The organism is Kribbella catacumbae DSM 19601, assembly GCF_000372465.1.
Classification (GTDB): Bacteria; Actinomycetota; Actinomycetes; order Propionibacteriales; family Kribbellaceae; genus Kribbella; species Kribbella catacumbae.
This window is the reverse complement of record NZ_AQUZ01000085.1, coordinates 18,042-32,684: the sequence shown is the minus strand read 5'-3', so window position 1 is coordinate 32,684 and position 14,643 is coordinate 18,042. Positions and strand designations below refer to the sequence as shown.

General features: G+C 67.7%; 16 protein-coding genes and 1 pseudogene. 3 read left to right on the top strand and 14 right to left on the bottom strand.

The genetic code is table 11. From position 1 onward, the window contains the following. The 10 genes and pseudogenes from A3ES_RS0143025 to A3ES_RS0142980 all read right to left on the bottom strand — a co-directional run. A partial coding sequence (locus tag A3ES_RS0143025; protein WP_026163735.1) for a hypothetical protein occupies positions 1-193 on the bottom strand: 193 nt, incomplete at its 3' end. Between the two features lie 59 nt (positions 194-252). Further along, a pseudogene (locus A3ES_RS57365) lies at positions 253-572 on the bottom strand (HAD hydrolase-like protein); the annotation flags it as partial. Positions 573-617: 45 nt separating this feature from the next. After that, positions 618-1,409: an HAD-IIA family hydrolase gene (locus A3ES_RS0143015; RefSeq protein ID WP_020393043.1), complete on the bottom strand. Its 792-nt coding sequence runs from the start codon at positions 1,407-1,409 to the stop codon at positions 618-620. Beyond that, positions 1,409-2,089 carry a ribulose-phosphate 3-epimerase gene (rpe, locus tag A3ES_RS0143010; RefSeq protein ID WP_020393042.1) on the bottom strand — a complete coding sequence of 227 codons (681 nt, stop codon included), beginning with the start codon at positions 2,087-2,089 and terminating at the stop codon, positions 1,409-1,411. The genes A3ES_RS0143015 and rpe overlap by 1 nt, the downstream gene beginning before the upstream one ends. 37 nt (positions 2,090-2,126) lie before the next feature. Further along, complete coding sequence (locus A3ES_RS0143005; protein WP_020393041.1) at positions 2,127-2,846, bottom strand: cobalt-precorrin-6A reductase; 720 nt, start codon at positions 2,844-2,846, stop codon at positions 2,127-2,129. A gap of 133 nt (positions 2,847-2,979) precedes the next feature. After that, positions 2,980-3,723, bottom strand: coding sequence for a precorrin-4 C(11)-methyltransferase (gene cobM / locus A3ES_RS0143000; RefSeq protein WP_020393040.1), 744 nt, complete (start codon positions 3,721-3,723; stop codon positions 2,980-2,982). 138 nt (positions 3,724-3,861) lie between these two features. After that, entirely contained in the window at positions 3,862-5,061 is a 1,200-nt protein-coding gene (locus tag A3ES_RS0142995; RefSeq protein ID WP_026163734.1) for a bifunctional cobalt-precorrin-7 (C(5))-methyltransferase/cobalt-precorrin-6B (C(15))-methyltransferase, read from the bottom strand. After that, entirely contained in the window at positions 5,054-5,455 is a 402-nt protein-coding gene (locus tag A3ES_RS0142990) for a pyridoxamine 5'-phosphate oxidase family protein (RefSeq protein WP_020393038.1), read from the bottom strand. The genes A3ES_RS0142995 and A3ES_RS0142990 overlap by 8 nt, the downstream gene beginning before the upstream one ends. Before the next feature lie 139 nt (positions 5,456-5,594). Continuing rightward, a complete protein-coding gene (locus A3ES_RS0142985; protein ID WP_020393037.1) occupies positions 5,595-7,193 on the bottom strand; it encodes an ABC transporter permease in 1,599 nt (532 codons plus the stop codon). Continuing rightward, positions 7,190-8,101, bottom strand: coding sequence for an ABC transporter ATP-binding protein (locus A3ES_RS0142980; RefSeq protein WP_020393036.1), 912 nt, complete (start codon positions 8,099-8,101; stop codon positions 7,190-7,192). Before A3ES_RS0142980 ends, A3ES_RS0142985 begins: the two co-directional genes overlap by 4 nt. 65 nt (positions 8,102-8,166) lie before the next feature. Between A3ES_RS0142980 and A3ES_RS0142975 the strand changes: the two genes are divergently transcribed. Next, complete coding sequence (locus tag A3ES_RS0142975; protein ID WP_020393035.1) at positions 8,167-8,676, top strand: GbsR/MarR family transcriptional regulator; 510 nt, start codon at positions 8,167-8,169, stop codon at positions 8,674-8,676. Positions 8,677-8,710: 34 nt separating this feature from the next. On the opposite strand, the gene A3ES_RS0142970 is transcribed toward A3ES_RS0142975, so the two are convergent. Then, positions 8,711-10,570: an alpha/beta fold hydrolase gene (locus tag A3ES_RS0142970; protein ID WP_020393034.1), complete on the bottom strand. Its 1,860-nt coding sequence runs from the start codon at positions 10,568-10,570 to the stop codon at positions 8,711-8,713. Positions 10,571-10,672: 102 nt separating this feature from the next. After that, complete coding sequence (locus A3ES_RS0142965) at positions 10,673-11,365, bottom strand: NBR1-Ig-like domain-containing protein (RefSeq protein ID WP_020393033.1); 693 nt, start codon at positions 11,363-11,365, stop codon at positions 10,673-10,675. Between the two features lie 169 nt (positions 11,366-11,534). Between A3ES_RS0142965 and A3ES_RS0142960 the strand changes: the two genes are divergently transcribed. After that, complete coding sequence (locus A3ES_RS0142960) at positions 11,535-12,002, top strand: CHAP domain-containing protein (protein ID WP_020393032.1); 468 nt, start codon at positions 11,535-11,537, stop codon at positions 12,000-12,002. Positions 12,003-12,116: 114 nt separating this feature from the next. Continuing rightward, a complete protein-coding gene (locus tag A3ES_RS0142955) occupies positions 12,117-12,812 on the top strand; it encodes an SH3 domain-containing protein (protein ID WP_020393031.1) in 696 nt (231 codons plus the stop codon). A 48-nt stretch (positions 12,813-12,860) separates the two neighbouring features. Here the strand turns inward: A3ES_RS0142955 and A3ES_RS0142950 are convergent, their stop codons facing one another. Both A3ES_RS0142950 and A3ES_RS0142945 read right to left on the bottom strand, forming a co-directional pair. Then, positions 12,861-13,670: an alpha/beta fold hydrolase gene (locus A3ES_RS0142950; protein ID WP_169501851.1), complete on the bottom strand. Its 810-nt coding sequence runs from the start codon at positions 13,668-13,670 to the stop codon at positions 12,861-12,863. Beyond that, positions 13,628-14,605, bottom strand: coding sequence for a LacI family DNA-binding transcriptional regulator (locus tag A3ES_RS0142945; RefSeq protein ID WP_020393029.1), 978 nt, complete (start codon positions 14,603-14,605; stop codon positions 13,628-13,630). The genes A3ES_RS0142950 and A3ES_RS0142945 overlap by 43 nt, the downstream gene beginning before the upstream one ends. Between the last annotated feature and the right edge of the window lie 38 nt (positions 14,606-14,643).

Sequence of the window (14,643 nt, the reverse complement as noted above, 5' to 3'; positions counted from 1 at the left end):
CGTAGACGTGGGCGCGTTCGCCGCCGGGCAGGGAGATGTGGCCGGGGAGGGTGGCGGGGTCGGGGAACAGGTCGGCGAAGTGCTGGCCGAGGCGGAGGATTTCGAGGTCGGCACGGGTGCGCAGGTCGTGCATGGACGCGACCGAGGTGAGTGTCTCGGTCGCGTCCATGTCAGCGATCTCCTTGTCGAACATGTGTTCGATACTACGCTGAGTAGGCGGATGCTGCAAATCGTGGATCGGCGCGTATTGTCTTACTGGCAAGGCGATCCAAAGGCACAGAAAAAGAAGTAGGAGGACCTCAAACTCACCATGACTACGGTGTGCAAGCAACGAGGCGGGGTGGTTACTAGGGCGCCTCCGACGACGCGGTCCCCGGTGGAGCCGGACAGGACGAGGATGCTGCGCAGGCCGGCTTCGAGGCCGCTGATGATGTCGGTGTCCATCCGGTCGCCGAGCGCGCCTCGATCCGGTTCAGGGCGCTGCGCATCATCAACGGGTTCGGCTTGCCCACGAAGTACGGCGCAACGCCGGTGGCGAGAGTGATCAGCGCGGCGACCGAGCTATCCACAGGGGAAGACGTCACACCACAAGAGACACCGAACCCGGATATGCAGGGTCAGGACATCGCGGCGATGAGGGGCACTACGTCGGCTATCGACTCGACGATGCGGGTGGGGCGGTAGGGGAAGCGTTCTACCTCGTGTTCGCCGGTGGAGCCGGACAGGACGAGGATGCTGCGGAGGCCGGCTTCGAGGCCGCTGATGATGTCGGTGTCCATCCGGTCGCCGATCATCACCGAGGTTTCTGAGTGGGCCTCGATCCGGTTCAGGGCGCTGCGCATCATCAGCGGGTTCGGCTTGCCGACGAAGTACGGGGCGACGCCGGTGGCGCGGGTGATCAGCGCGGCGACCGAGCCGGTGGCCGGCAACGGGCCCTCGGTGGACGGGCCGGTCGGGTCGGGGTTGGTGGCCAGGAAGCGCGCGCCGCCGGCGATCAGCCGGATCGCCCGGGTGATCGCCTCGAACGAGTACGTCCGGGTCTCCCCCAGCACCACATAGTCCGGGGCGCGCTCGGTCAGCACGTAGCCGACCTCGTGCAGCGCCGTGGTCAGACCGGCCTCGCCGATCACATACGCCGTACCGCCCGGACGCTGGTCATCCAGGAACTGCGCGGTGGCCAGCGCCGACGTCCAGATCGCCTGCTCCGGCACATCGATGCCCCCGGCAAGCAATCTGGCCCGCAGGTCGCGCGGGGTGAAGATCGAGTTGTTCGTCAGTACCAGGAACTTCTTGCCCGAGGCCTGCAACGACCCGATGAACTCACTGGCCCCAGGGATCGCGCGCTCCTCGTGCACGAGCACACCGTCCATGTCGGTCAGCCAGCTCTCCACCGGCTTGTGCTCGCTCATCACCGCACACCCTCGTCGAGCTTGCTCGCCTCGGTCGCCATCGCGCGGAGCTGGTCGATCATCAGGTTGGGGTTGTCGGCCTTGTAGACCGCCGACCCGGCGACGAAGACGTCGGCGCCCGCGTCGGCGCAGCGCTCGATCGTCTCGGTGGAGACGCCGCCGTCGATCTCGATCCACACGTCGAGGCCGTGCTTGGAGATCAGCTCGCGGGTCCGGCGGATCTTCGGCAGACAGACGTCGAGGAACTTCTGCCCGCCGAACCCGGGCTCCACGGTCATGATCAGGATCATGTCCAGCTCGGCCAGGATGTCCTCGTAGGGCTCGATCGGGGTCGCGGGCTTGAGCGCCATCGCCGCGCGGGCGCCCTTGGCACGGATCTCGCGCGCGGTCCGGATCGGGGCCCGGCAGGCTTCGGCGTGGAACGTGACACTGGCTGCGCCGGCTTCGACGTACCCGGGAGCCCAGCGGTCCGGGTCCTCGATCATCAGGTGGCAGTCGAGCGGCTGGGCAACGGCCTTGGCCAGCGACTCGACGACCGGCATACCCAGCGTGAGGTTCGGGACGAAATGGTTGTCCATCACGTCGACGTGCAGCCAGTCGGCGTTCGAGACCGCAGCCGCCTCAGTGGCGAGGTTGGCGAAGTCCGCGGCCAGGATGCTGGGTGCGATCTGGATTCCCATGAAACGACAATCTACCGGCGGGCCTGGTGCCGGCTGATCACCCGGTTAGCCACGCCCGTACTTCGCCCGTCGTCCGCGCCACCGCGACACCTGCCGGGAGCGGCGGCCGCTCGATCAGCACGACGGGCACCCCCAACTCCCGAGCCGCCGTGAGCTTGGCCGCGGTCATGTCGCCACCGCTGTTCTTGGTGACTAGTACGTCGATCTGCCACTTCCGCATTAGCTCCAGCTCGGCTGCCAGCTCATACGGCCCACGATCCAGCAGCAGCTCACACCAGCTGGGCACCGGCTCAGGCGGATCGACACAGCGCGCCAGCGTCCACACGCCGGTGTCGGCGAAGGCGGACAGCCCTTGGCGGCCGATCGTGAGGAACGCGCGCTCGCCGAGCGCGGGCAGGAGAGTCGCAGCCGCTCCGGCGTCAGCAGCCCAGTGCCAAGTGTCACCAGCCTGCTCACGCCAGCCCGGGCGACGTAGTACGAGGAGGGGAAGGTCTAGCGCAGCGGTAGCGGCTGCTGCGTTGGCCGTCATGGTCGCGGCGAAGGGGTGAGTAGCGTCCACCACCGCCTCGATCTGCTGCTCAACAAGCCAAGCAATGAGCCCAGCCACCCCACCGAACCCACCCCGATGGACCTCACCGGCCGGCAGCCGAGCATCGACAGTCCGCCCCGCCAGCGACGACACCACGTCAAACTCAGCCACCAACTCATCGGCCAGCCGCCGCGCCTCCCCCGTGCCGCCGAGCAGTAGGACCTTCACGCGGCCATCGTCTCGTTAGGTCCCGGACGTCCAGCACTCACAAACCTCACTCGCAGGGTCACCGCTGAGCGTGGCCGCGCCTTGTTGGAGGCGGTTTGCGGCACTTTGTGAGTGGCGCAGGTCCGGGGATCCGTCACGCTCGGCTTCGGGTGGTCGAATAGAGGTGGCTGTCGGGGAAGGTTGTGGCGGCTAGGACTTTGCCGACGATTACTACTGCTGTGCGGAGGATGCCTGCGGCACGTACTTGTTCGGCGATGTCGGCGAGGGTGCCGCGCAGGATCAGTTCGTCGTCGCGGGAGGCGCGGGCGACCACAGCGACCGGGCAAGCGGTGCCGTAGTTGGGTGTCAGCTCCTCCACGAGGCGCTCGATGTGCTGGACGGCGAGGTGCAGGACGATCGTGCCGCCGCTCAAACCCAGGGTCGCCAGGTCCTCGCCGGGTGGCATCGCGGTTGCGCGTGCTGCGATCCGGGTCAGGATGACCGTTTGGCCGACCTCGGGGACCGTGAGTTCGCGCCGGAGCGCCGCGGCTGCCGCGGCGTACGCCGGTACGCCGGGGGTCACGTCGTACGGGATGCCGAGGGCGTCGAGTCGGCGCATCTGCTCGGCCATGGCGCTGAAGACGGATGGGTCGCCCGAGTGGAGTCGCGCGACGTCGGCGTCGGCCTCGTGGGCGGCGACTAGCTCGGCGAGGATCTCGTCGAGGTTCAACGAGGCGGTGTCGATCTTCCGCGCGCCGACCGGGCAGTGCTCGAGGAGTTCGAGCGGCACCAGCGCACCGGCGTACAGGCAGACGGGTGAGGCGGCGATCAGGTCTCGGCCGCGGAGGGTGATCAGGTCCGCGGCGCCGGGGCCGGCTCCGATGAAGTGCACGGTCATCTCAGGCTCCCGAGGGTTGTGTCCCGATCGACAGGACATAGTGCTGCCGGTCTGCCGGGTGCAGGCGTAGGTGGCGGGCGCTGGGCGCCGATTTCCCGACTATGTCCTGTCGGTCGGGACACAATCTGCCAGCACGGGTCACTTGGTCACGCTCCAGATCGTTACTGGCATCGCGGGACGCCAGCCGGTCATGCTGCCGACGGGTGAGGCGCGCTGGACAAAGAGACGGACCAGGTCACCGCCCAGTTCGCCGTGCCAGCGGGCGATTAGCGCTTCGGTTTCCAGCGTCACGCCGTTGACGACGAGCCGGCCGCCGGGGCGCAGTGCCTCCCAGCAGGTGTCGATCACGCCGGGGATCGTTGCGCCACCGCCGACGAAGACTGCGTCGGGCGTCTCCAGACCGCCCAGCGACGCGGGCGCGGCGCCGATGACCGTGCGGATCGCGACTCCCAGCGTCGCGGCGTTGCGGTCGAGGCGCTTGGCGCGATCCGGGTCTTTCTCGATCGCGACCGCGCGACAGCTCGGATGGTGTCGCAGCCACTCGATCCCGATACTGCCCGCGCCGCCGCCGACATCCCACAGCAGCTGCCCTGGCACTGGCACCAACCGCGACAGAGTCACCGCGCGGACCTCGCGCTTGGTCAGCTGCCCGTCATTCTCGTACGCCGAATCGGGCAACCCCGGCGCCGTCGACAACAACTCAGCGCCGGCGTCTGGCTGGCAGAGCACGCCGATCACGTTGAGAGCGTCGGCCTCGTGGTCCCACTCGTCAGCCCTCGTACTGCGAACTCGCTCCTCCGCCGACCCCAGCTGCTCGAGCACCGTGAACGCGCTCCCGCCGTACCCGCGCGCCACCAGCATCGCGGCGACCTCGGCGGGGGTGTGCGCACCCCAACTCAGTATGACGAGTCGGCGGCCGGGCTGGATGTGCGGCTGGACGAGTTCGAGCGGGTGCCCGACCAGGCTGATCACCTGCACCTGATCCTGCGGCCACCCCAACCGGGCACACGCCAGCGAAACACTCGACGGATGCGGAATCACCCGTACTGCGTCCGCCCCGAGCAACCTGGTCAGCGTGGTTCCGATCCCGTGAAACGTCGGATCCCCACTGGCCAGCACACAAATCCGCCGCCCCCGATACGTCGCCAACAACCCCGGCAACGACTCCGACAACGGCGAAGGCCACGCAACCCGTACAGCTTGGCTGTCTGGGATGAGGGCGAGTTGGCGGGTGCTGCCCATCAGGATTTCGGCGGTTGTTATTGCTTGCTGGGCGCTGGTTGACAGGCCGGGCCAGCCGTCGGCGCCCAGGCCTACGATTGTTAGGGGGTCAGGCATTGCCGAGGGCCTTGGTGATGGTGATTTCCAGGACTACGCGTTCTGGGTTGACTCGGGGCTCGCGGTAGCGCTCGGCGTACCGGCGTACGGCGTCGGCGACTTTCTCGGGGTCGTCGCTCACGACGGCGCGTCCTTCGAGCGTCGACCAGCGCCGGCCTTCGGTCTGAGTGACCGCGACCGCCGCGCCCTCCGCCCCGGCCGCGCGGATCAGCCGCGCCTTGTGCGAACTACCCGAGCAGATCACCCGCGCGATCCCGGTCTTCAGGTCGACCGTCACGCCCACCGGGACGGCGTGAACCGTCCCGTCGGCCCGCACCGTGCTGAGCACGCACAGATGCCGCTCGGTCCAGAAGTCGGCGAAGTCCCCCGACCGTTCACTCAGGCGCAGTTCCACCCCGTGATCGTAGACGCGCGAGAAGGACCCGTCCCGGGAGGACCCCGGGACGGGTCCGGATGACGCCGGACCCCTCAGGCCGGCGCCACGCTGGAGGACAGGCCGGCCAAGCGGTACAGCGGCCAGACCGACGCCACGCTCACCCGACGTCTCGGCGACGGAAAGTTGTCGAGCCGGCCACAAGCAGTGCAAGCGCGATCGCCGCAAGGACGATCACCGGAGTCGCGGAGAAGTCGCCGCCCGGCAGACGCGGAGTGTGCGCGTACGGCGAAAGGTCCATCAAACCTTGAGGCAGATCGAAGAGCGGCCCGAACTGACCGATCAACAGGAACGCGCCGAAGAACGCCCAGACCGTCGTGATCAGCTTCGGCGCCAATCCGAAGAGGAGCACCACCAGAGCAGTGACCACCCAGATCGCCGGCAGTTGGATGGCCGCCGCGGCCAGCATGCGCGGCACCTGGCGACCCATGTTGCCCAGCGACGCACCACTCGAGATCCCCGACCCAAGGCCGCCAACGAGCACCAGTACCGCAGTACCGAGCAGCGCCATCAGCACATGACTAGCAAGCCACTGGTACCGCGTGACGCCCGTCGCCAGCAGGGGTTCCGCGCGGAGAGCGGTCTCCTCGGAGCGGAGCCGGAGCGCCGCCTGAATCCCGAAGGCGGATGCGAGCAGCCCGAGCATGCCCATCTCGGACGAGAGGAACGCGTCGGTGATGCCGTTCACCCCGCCGAGCTTCTCCACGAAGTCCTTGGCGCCTTCGCTGCTGACGAACCCATCAACGTTGGAAGCGATGTTGCCCACCACGAACCCCAGCAGCAGAAACGCGAACCCCCAAGCCAAGAGCGACCCACGATGCAACCGCCAAGCCAAGGCCAGCGGCGAACGCAGCGAGGCCGCAGCCGTCGCCGGACCAGGCCGCGGCCGAACCAGACCCGCACCGACATCCCGTCGACGGATCAACGCGAACGCGGCCACGACCAGCACGACCAGCAACGCAAGCGGCGCCAAGGCGAGCAGCCACCGATCCCCGGCGTACGGGCGGATCTGCTGGGCCCACCCGATCGGCGAGAACCAGGAGATCCAGCGCGAGCCACCGTCGGCGGACGAGTCGCCCAGCGCACGCAGTACGTAGCTGACACCCAGCACGATGGCGGTGAAGCCGTTGGCCGTCCGCGCGCCTTCAGTCAGTTGAGCGGTCAGCGCACCGACCCCGGCGAAGGCAAGCCCAGCAGCGATCCAGGTGAGGCCGAAGGCGAAGGATCCGCCCGTCGGGAGGCCGGTCCCCATCAAGCTCACCGCGGTCAGAAGACCCAGCACGATCACCGTGCCGGCCGAGACGATCAGCGCGGCCGTGAGGGCGGCGTACCGGCCGAGTACGCCGGCGCTGAGTAGCTCCAGCCGGCCGCTCTCCTCCTCGGCTCGCGTGTGCCGGACCACCAGCAGCGCAGCCAGCAATCCGACCAGCAGCGCACCGAACGAGGTCAGCTTGAACAGCGACACCTCACCCAGCGAGGTGGGGTCGTAGATCCTTCCGTACAAGGAAACCAGCGCCGGTGACGAGTTCGTCGTCTCAGCGGCGGACACTCGCGACGCCACGTCCGGGTAGAGGTCGATCGACGCCTTGGCGGAACCCGCGGCCATCGAGACGAAGACCAGGATCCATACCGGCAGGATCACCCGGTCCCGCCGGAGCGCGAGTCGCACCAGGGTCGTAGTACCGGCGAAGTCGTTCATCGTGTCGCCGCCACAGGCTCCGCGGCGTCGTCCTCGTAGTGCCGCAGGAAGAGCTCCTCCAGCGTCGGCGGCTGCGCGACCAGACTCTTGATCCCACTCGCCGCGAGCTGCTTCATCAGGCCGTCGAGCAGTGCGGTGTCGACCTCGCAACGGACTCGATTGCCCTCGACATCAAGGCTGTGTACGCCGGGCAGCTGCGCCAGCCCGTTCGGCGAAGCGGCCAGCTCGGCCTGGATCGACGTCCTGGTCAGGTGCCGCAGGTCGGCCAGCGTGCCGGTCTCGACCACCTTGCCGCGCCGGATGATGCTGATCCGGTCGCACAGCGCCTCCACCTCCGACAGGATGTGGCTCGACAGCAGCACCGTACGATCGCGCTGCCGCTCCTCCTCGATGCACTGCCGGAACACCTCCTCCATCAGCGGATCCAGGCCGGAGGTGGGCTCGTCCAGGATCAGCAGCTCGACGTCGGAGGCGAGCGCCGCGACCAGCGCGACCTTCTGCCGGTTGCCCTTGGAGTAGGTCCGGCCCTTCTTGGTCGGGTCGAGGTCGAAGCGCCGCAGCAGGTCGTCGCGCTTCTTGGGGTCCTGCCCGCCGCGCAGCCGGCCGAGCAGATCGATCACCTCGCCGCCGGTCAGGTTCGGCCACAGGTTCACGTCACCGGGGACGTAGGCCAGCCGCCGGTGCAGCTTGGCCGCGTCGTGCCACGGGTCGCCGCCGAGCAGCGACGCGTCACCGTCGTCACCCTTCAGCAGACCGAGCAGGACCCTGATGGTGGTGGACTTCCCGGCTCCGTTCGGGCCGAGGAAGCCGTGCACCTCACCGGTCGCGACCTCCAGGTCGAGACCGTCGAGGGCGTGCGTACTCCCGTACGACTTGTGCAGTCCAGAGACCACGATGGCTGATGTCATGATTCATAACGTACACTTCATTCAGAAGATTGTGAATATTGAGAACCCGGGGAGATGATGGACCGGTGAGTGCACCCAAACAGCGTGACGACGAAGCGGTCCAGCGGTACGCCGAGCAGTTCGGCAACGTGCTGGCCGAGTCGGGCTGGCCGCGGATGTCTGCCAGAGCCTTCGCCGCCATCCTGTCCAGCCAGGCCGGCCGGCTGACCGCCGCCGAGCTCTCCGAGTTGCTCAAGGCGAGCCCGGCCGCCATCTCCGGCGCGGTGAACTACCTGGTGCAGCTACGGCTGGCCACCAGGGAGCGCGAGCCTGGCAGCCGGCGTGACGTCTACGTGGTTCAGGACGACTTCTGGTTCCAGTCGATGATGAGCCGGGACCGCAGCCTGACCCGCTGGGAGGAGATCCTCCGGCAGATGCTGGACGTCGCCGGGACCGAAACCGCTTCAGGCCGCCGGATCCGGGCGACCATCGGCTTCGTCGAGTTCATCCAGGAAGAGGTCGAGGGCCTCAGCGAGCGCTGGGTGAAGCGCAAGGCCGAGATAGACGCCCAACTGGAGGCGGAGAGCAACAGCTGAGGGCCCGGATCGGACCCCCAGCTGCAGACCGCTCTTACCGCAGGGCGCTGGCCGCGACGGTGTCCAGCACCTGCTGGAGCAACGGGTCGGTCTGGCCGTTGGCGACCTTCGACTTCGGCAGATGCACCGACTTACCGTCGACCGGGCCCTTCACCGCATAGACCGAGAGGTCCTCCGGCAGCGGCGACGTACCGCAGATCTCGTCCTTGCCCGGCAGTTCACCGGTGAAGACGAACTTGTCGCCGATCGCCTGCACACAAGACGAGGCCTTGGACAAGATGTACTGCCCGTGCTGGCCTTCGTCGTCGATCCCGACGAACCGGGTCGTGGTCGGCGTGTCCTTGTGCGTCCGCAGCGATCCCTCGTACGACGTCGCCGGGTCGAACTCGCTCTGCACGATCAGCATTCGCGGTGCGCCGGCGAGGTCGAGCTTGCGGTCCTGCGGCGCGTACTTCCAGAACGCGCACATCGGCACACCGTTCATGTAGCCGAAGAAGTCGTACTTCTTGGCCATCTTGTCGGCTTCCTTGAGGTAGAACTTCGGGTCCTTGCTCCACTTGGTGTCGTTGCAGCGGACCGTGGTGCTGATCGCGCCGACGTTGACCAGCGCGTCGCCGGAGTCAGCCTTGGCCGCCTCCTCCTTGGCATCCGCGATCAGCGACCGCATCGTGTCGACCTGCGTCGCGGCGATCAGACTCGTCGAGGCCGCCGCCGACACGCCGTACCGGGCGCGGAGCGCGGCCAGCGTGTCGTACTTCTGCAACGCGGGATCCAGCCGGGCCCAGGCCCGGTCGACCTGCGCCAGCTCGACCTCGCCCGAGGCGGACGGCGTCTTGGCGAACTCGTCGTGCACAAGGATGTCGAGCGTGGCCCGGATGAAGCGCTGGTTGTTGTAGCTCGCGCTGTAGATCAGGCCATCGAGGTTGTCGCCACGGACCGAGCTCTCGCCGGCCTTGACCAGCGTGGTCAGCGAGGCACGGACCCCGTTGTACTTCGCCAGCACTTGAGCCGGCGTCGCACCGAGCCCGGTGATCTGGTCGGCGTGCCGGGCGATCCAGGGGAACAGCTGGGTGTCGCGGCGGCGCTGGCCGGACCACGGGTCGAAGTTCACGTTGTCCCACTGGGTGTGGGTCCAGTCCATGTTCGAATCGAGTACGAAGCGGCCGACCCGCGACGGATAGGTGTCGGCGTACCAGCCGCCGAGCCAGGTGCCGTAGCTGTAGCCGATGAAGTTGAGCTGGCGCGCTCCCAGCAGCGCCCGGACGAACTCCATGTCGTAGACGGTCTGCTGGCTGCTGACGAACTGGCCGAACTCGGTCGCGGAACAGGCGTCGGCGTAGAGCTTCGCCTCGGCCACCTCGACCTTGTGGGTGAGCTTGGTGCGCTCCTTGTAGTCCGGCGTGACCGGCAGCGCCTCGAGGTCCTCGGCCTTGGCGAGGCACTGCAGCGGGGTGCTCTGGCCGAAGCCACGCGGGTCGAAGCCCATCAGGTCGAAGTCGCTGAACAGCTGCGGCTTGCTGACGCCGAGGTTCGCGGTCAGGTTCAGCCCGGCGCCGCCGGGGCCGCCCGGGTTGCTGGTCATCAGGCCGCGCGAGGTACCGGTCGCCTTGCTGTAGGAGATGGCGACCTGGACGTCGGGATGCGCGTCCGGGTTCGCCCAGTCCATCGGTACGTTGACCTTGGCGCAGTTCGTGGTCGGCGCCTGCGGGTAGTTCCGCTTGACGGTCGCGTCGAACGAGCAGACCGACCAGGTGATCGGCTGGTCGAGATACCGCTGCGGGATGGTCGGCGTCGGCGGATCCTTCGGGCCGGCGGCGGTCGCTGTGGTGGCTGTCAGCAACGGGACTACTAAAGCGACGGCAACGGCCGCCGCGAACTTGTGAGGCCTGAGCACGCTGATATCTCCCTGCGTTCTGGCGGACAGGTAGTCAGCAACGTATTCGGCAAGCACTCTCCAAGGACAGGCATCAGCCGAACCTCAAGGGCAAACCCTCGTTCAGAGTTCGTAGACGGTGAAGATCGTGCAGTAGACCGGTGGGGACTCCAGGCCTGGGTAATAGAGACGGCCGGCTTCGTCGGTCACCTTGAAATAAGCGGTGGACGCACCAACCTGCGACGGCGCCTGCAGCCTCATCCGGACTGTCACGACCTCACCCGGTACTGCGTCCGGCAACGGCGCCCGCGCCGGCGAACGCAGCCAGCCCGGCGTACCGGCTGCTCCTTGTCTGGTGAGCCAGCGGTTGCGCCAGTGGCTCTCGCCGCTGTTGCGGATCTCCCAGGTCTTCTCGAACTCCTGATCCCGGCACACCCGGGTGCCGTCGGGCACCGTCTCCCCCACGAGCTCCGCGCGGTCCTCCGGATCGTGGTCGGCGGGCACCGAGCCGCCGAGGAGCACCGGGTGCGGCAGCGAATCCCGGTGGCGCATGTCCCGCATCGACATGTCCTTGCCGGCCCGGACGGCAGCATCGAGTTCCATCAACTGGTTCACCAGCGCGCTGCCGGCGCCGAAGGAATCGTCGTACCACTCGATCAGTTCCCGGCTCGGTTTGGTGTGTCCCCGCTCGACTCTGGACAGATGGCCCTTGTCCCAGCCCGACAGGCTGGCGGCGCGGGTCAGCGGCACCCCGGCGGCCTCTCGCAACTCCCGCATCCGGCAGCCGATGACGAAGCGAGCCTGAGCTGGTCGCACAACGCACTCCCCGCTCTCACGGTTAGTAATCTACACACTTTATCAAGTGATGGTTATTCAGTTTCTGGTTGCCCGCTGCGACAACCCGATCACTGTCTGATTGTCTGCGGGCAAGAGCGAATTCGCCAAGGGATACAGCCCTTCCCGCCCCAGCGAAAGGCAAAACATCATGAGATCTTTACTCGCCCGCGCCACCATCACTCTCCTGCTCGGCGGTGCCGCCCTCGTCGGCGCAGGCCTGCCGGCGACCGCCGCACCGGTCGACTCGGTCGGTACCGTCACCGCCGCACCCCAATCCAGGGCCGACAACGCGGTCGCGTGGTTCTCGGCCCGCAACGGTTCGACCGCCTACCAGGGCTACTGCGAGAAGGCCGTCGAGAACGCGTACGGCCGGACCGGGATCTACGCCTCGGCCAAGGCGAACTGGAACGACGCGGTCCGCCGCGGCGCCGCCCACCGAGGCGACCTGAACCCGCCGAGGGGCGCTCTCGTCTTCTGGAACATCAGCGCGTACGGGCACGTCGGCCTGGCCGTCGGGGACGGCACCTTCTGGGCCACCAGTGTGAACGGCCGGATCGGCAAGGCCCGGTTGCCGTACTTCTCCAACTACCTCGGCTGGGCCTGGCCGAACTTCTGAGTCGAGCAACCGCCCGGCCGGTGCACCGGCCGGGCGGTTCGTTGCCTACTGCGACAACTTGAACACGCTCTGGTTCCCTGCGAGTGAAGCAAACTCCCAGAAGGGAACAACCTCATGCGGACCGCCCTCCTCCGTACTGTCTCCAGGCTCACCGCCATCACCCTGCTTGGCGGCACCGCCGTACTCGGCGGCACAGCACTGCCCGCGCACGCAGCCACCGGCACCGTCGTGACCGACTCCGGGCTCGGCGTCACGATCCGCTCCGGCAACGCCACCAGCTTCGGCTCGGTCGGCACCCAGCCCAACGGAGCGGTTCAGATCGACTGCCAGATCTACGGCGAACCGGTGACCGGAAAGTTCGGCCGGAGCCTGATCTGGGATCACATCCCCGGCAAGGGCTTCATCTCCGACTCCTACGTCAACACCGGCAGCAGCGGCTTGGTCGCACCTCTTTGCACGAACAACCCGCGCGCCGACAAGGCGATCGCCTGGTTCGCCGCCCGCAACGGCTCGACCGCATTCCAGGGCTACTGCGAGATGGCGGCCGAGAACTCCTACGGCAAGACCGGCATCTGGGCCTCGGCCAAGGCGGACTGGAACGACGCCGTCGCCCGCGGCGTCGCCCACCGCGGCGACCTCAACCCACCCAAGGGCGCACTGGTCTTCTGGGACCTCGCCGCCCCCTACGGCCACGTCGGCGTCGCCCGCGGCGACGGCTACTTCTGGGCAACCAGCGTCGGCGGCGCTATCGGCCTGGCAAGACTCCCGTACTTCTCCAACTACCTCGGCTGGGCCTGGCCGAACTTCTAGTTTCCGTCATCCCTGGGATGGAAGACTGCACCCGGGCGCGTCCGCCCCTCAAGCGCCCGGGTGCTTTTCCATTCGCGTCAGCCAGTCGCCCACCAAGGCTTGATACAAGCCGTGATCATCCACCGGCAGATCATGACCGGCCCGATCCAGTACTGCGTACGTCGCGCGCGGGTAGTCCGCCAGCAGCGGCCACGCATCGGCGTACCCGGTCATCGTGTCCTGGCGTCCGGTGACGATCAGCGTCGGTGCATCGAGTCGCGCACGGGGCTCGACGCTCAGGGCGTACTTGGTCACCTCGCTCTGGATGCCGCTCAGGAACTCCGGGTCGGCGATCGCTTCCGCCACGTCGTAATACAAGTCTTGTTTCAGCTGGAGAGCCGACAGATAACCGGCATCCCAGATCGCCGGGTCGTCGACCGGAAGCGTTCGCTGGGTGCGGTCCACGATCACGCCGGGCACGCGGAGCAGTAGTCCGAGGATCCGGCTCGGGTCGCGATGGACGATCCCGCGCGCGTGCAACCCGCCGGCCGACGTACCAGCGAGGGCAAACGATTCGTTCCCCACCACGCCGTCGATCACCTGGGCGATGACGTCCAGCATGCCGTCCTGGTTGGTGATCCAGGGTCGCGACGGTGTCTGGCCGGTGCCCGGTGGGTCGATGTAGATCCGCCGCCAGCCGGGGTGTCCCGCCGCGAAGACAGGCTCGTGCACGTCGCGGCCTTCGCCGTTCGCATTTCCCCAGCCGGGCAGGAAGACGATCGGCCTGCCCTCGCCGAAGGATTCGTAGTACACGGGCAGGTCGTCCACCACGCTGATCATGCAGGCCTCTCGCCAGAACCGCGCTGGATCAGTTGGCACGGCAGGACGATGCGTTGGGGTGGGCGGGTGTCGGTTTTGGCTGCCCGATCCAGGAGGAGGCGGGCGGCGATCCGGCCGAGCTCTGCGATGTCGGAGGCAACGACTGTGACCGGGGTGGGGAGCATGTCGGCCAGGCGGAAGTCGTCGAAGCCAACGACGGCGGGCTCGGCATCAACCTCGCGGAGCGCGCGCAGTACGCCTTCGGTAAGGAAGTTGGTGGAGGCAAACAATGCGGTGGGCGGGTCCGGACGATGCATCAGCTCGCGGGTCGCTTTCTCGGCCGCCTCGGCAGTACCTTCCGGAAGCTGGACGACAAGGCTCTCGTCCACCTCGATCCCGGCCGCGCGACAAGCCCGCCGGTAGCCGCGCAACCGCCGACCGGTCGTGTAGTACGACGGCGCGAGCAGGATCGCGATCCGCACATGGCCCTGCTGGAGCAGGTGATCCGTGGCGAGCTTGCCACCGCCTTCGTTGTCGACCATGACGATGTCGGCCTCGATCCCGTGCGCCGGCCGGTCCACGAAGACCACCGGGATGCCCGCACTGGCCAGGAACGAGTGATCGCCCTGGTCGGGCACGATCATCAACCCGGCGACCTGCCGCCCGATCAGCTCCTGGATCGCCCGCCGCTCCCCCTCGGGATCCTCGTCGACCGAACCGAGCACGACCGCGAAGCCATCCTGCCCGGCGACCTCGAGTGACGACTTGGCGATCGTCGCGTAGAACGGGTTGGTCAGATCGCCGAGCACCAGAGCCAGGCTCGACGACTTCTTGCCCGGCCGCAGCGCGCGGGCGACCTCGTTGCGCTGGAAGCCCAGCTCGTCGATCGCGGCGCGTACCCGGCTCGCGGTCTCGTCCCGCACGCCGGCCCCGCCGTTGACCACCCGGGAGACCGTGCCCAACCCCACGCCGGCCCGCTTGGCCACGTCGATCATCGTCGGGCGAGCGGACTCGGAATGCTTTGGAAACGTTT

Coding starts and splice junctions, on each gene's coding strand:
- A3ES_RS0143015 (WP_020393043.1), bottom strand. CDS start 1,409: ATGAGCGAGCACAAGCCGGTGGAGAGCTGGCTGACCGACATGGACGGT.
- rpe (WP_020393042.1), bottom strand. CDS start 2,089: ATGGGAATCCAGATCGCACCCAGCATCCTGGCCGCGGACTTCGCCAAC.
- cobM (WP_020393040.1), bottom strand. CDS start 3,723: ATGACCGTGCACTTCATCGGAGCCGGCCCCGGCGCCGCGGACCTGATC.
- A3ES_RS0142995 (WP_026163734.1), bottom strand. CDS start 5,061: ATGCCTGACCCCCTAACAATCGTAGGCCTGGGCGCCGACGGCTGGCCC.
- A3ES_RS0142985 (WP_020393037.1), bottom strand. CDS start 7,193: ATGAACGACTTCGCCGGTACTACGACCCTGGTGCGACTCGCGCTCCGG.
- A3ES_RS0142980 (WP_020393036.1), bottom strand. CDS start 8,101: ATGACATCAGCCATCGTGGTCTCTGGACTGCACAAGTCGTACGGGAGT.
- A3ES_RS0142960 (WP_020393032.1), top strand. CDS start 11,535: ATGAGATCTTTACTCGCCCGCGCCACCATCACTCTCCTGCTCGGCGGT.
- A3ES_RS0142955 (WP_020393031.1), top strand. CDS start 12,117: ATGCGGACCGCCCTCCTCCGTACTGTCTCCAGGCTCACCGCCATCACC.
- A3ES_RS0142945 (WP_020393029.1), bottom strand. CDS start 14,605: ATGATCGACGTGGCCAAGCGGGCCGGCGTGGGGTTGGGCACGGTCTCC.